We start from the raw sequence: 269 nt of genomic DNA, 5'->3' as shown, positions 1-269 counted from the left end.
CCCTTGAACATGAACCGTTATGGGCGCGAAATCGAGACCAAGATTCCCGTCGGTCGCGACATTCTGGACTGCCTCTAGGTCAAAATCGAGAGCGATCACATCAAAGGTGCCCTCTTGATTAAATACCACCGAGTCGCCCTCGACCCCTTCGAGGAACAGGAACATGTTCTGATCGAACTCGATATCCGTTGGCGCACTGCTCACCCCGAAGGCCGGTGTGTGCTCGGCGACGCCATTTTCATCTCTGGTTGCGGAAACCGTTGTAACGG

Annotated in this window: 1 protein-coding gene; it reads right to left on the bottom strand. The window is 54.6% G+C overall.

The genetic code is table 11. The features are described from left to right. A partial coding sequence (locus Q4528_RS14010) for an Hcp family type VI secretion system effector (RefSeq protein ID WP_303522205.1) occupies positions 1 to 269 on the bottom strand: 269 nt, incomplete at both ends.

The sequence above is a fragment of the Staphylococcus pasteuri genome, assembly GCF_030547725.1.
Taxonomy (GTDB): domain Bacteria; phylum Bacillota; class Bacilli; order Staphylococcales; family Staphylococcaceae; genus Staphylococcus; species Staphylococcus pasteuri.
This window is presented reverse-complemented; position numbering and strand designations above follow the sequence as displayed.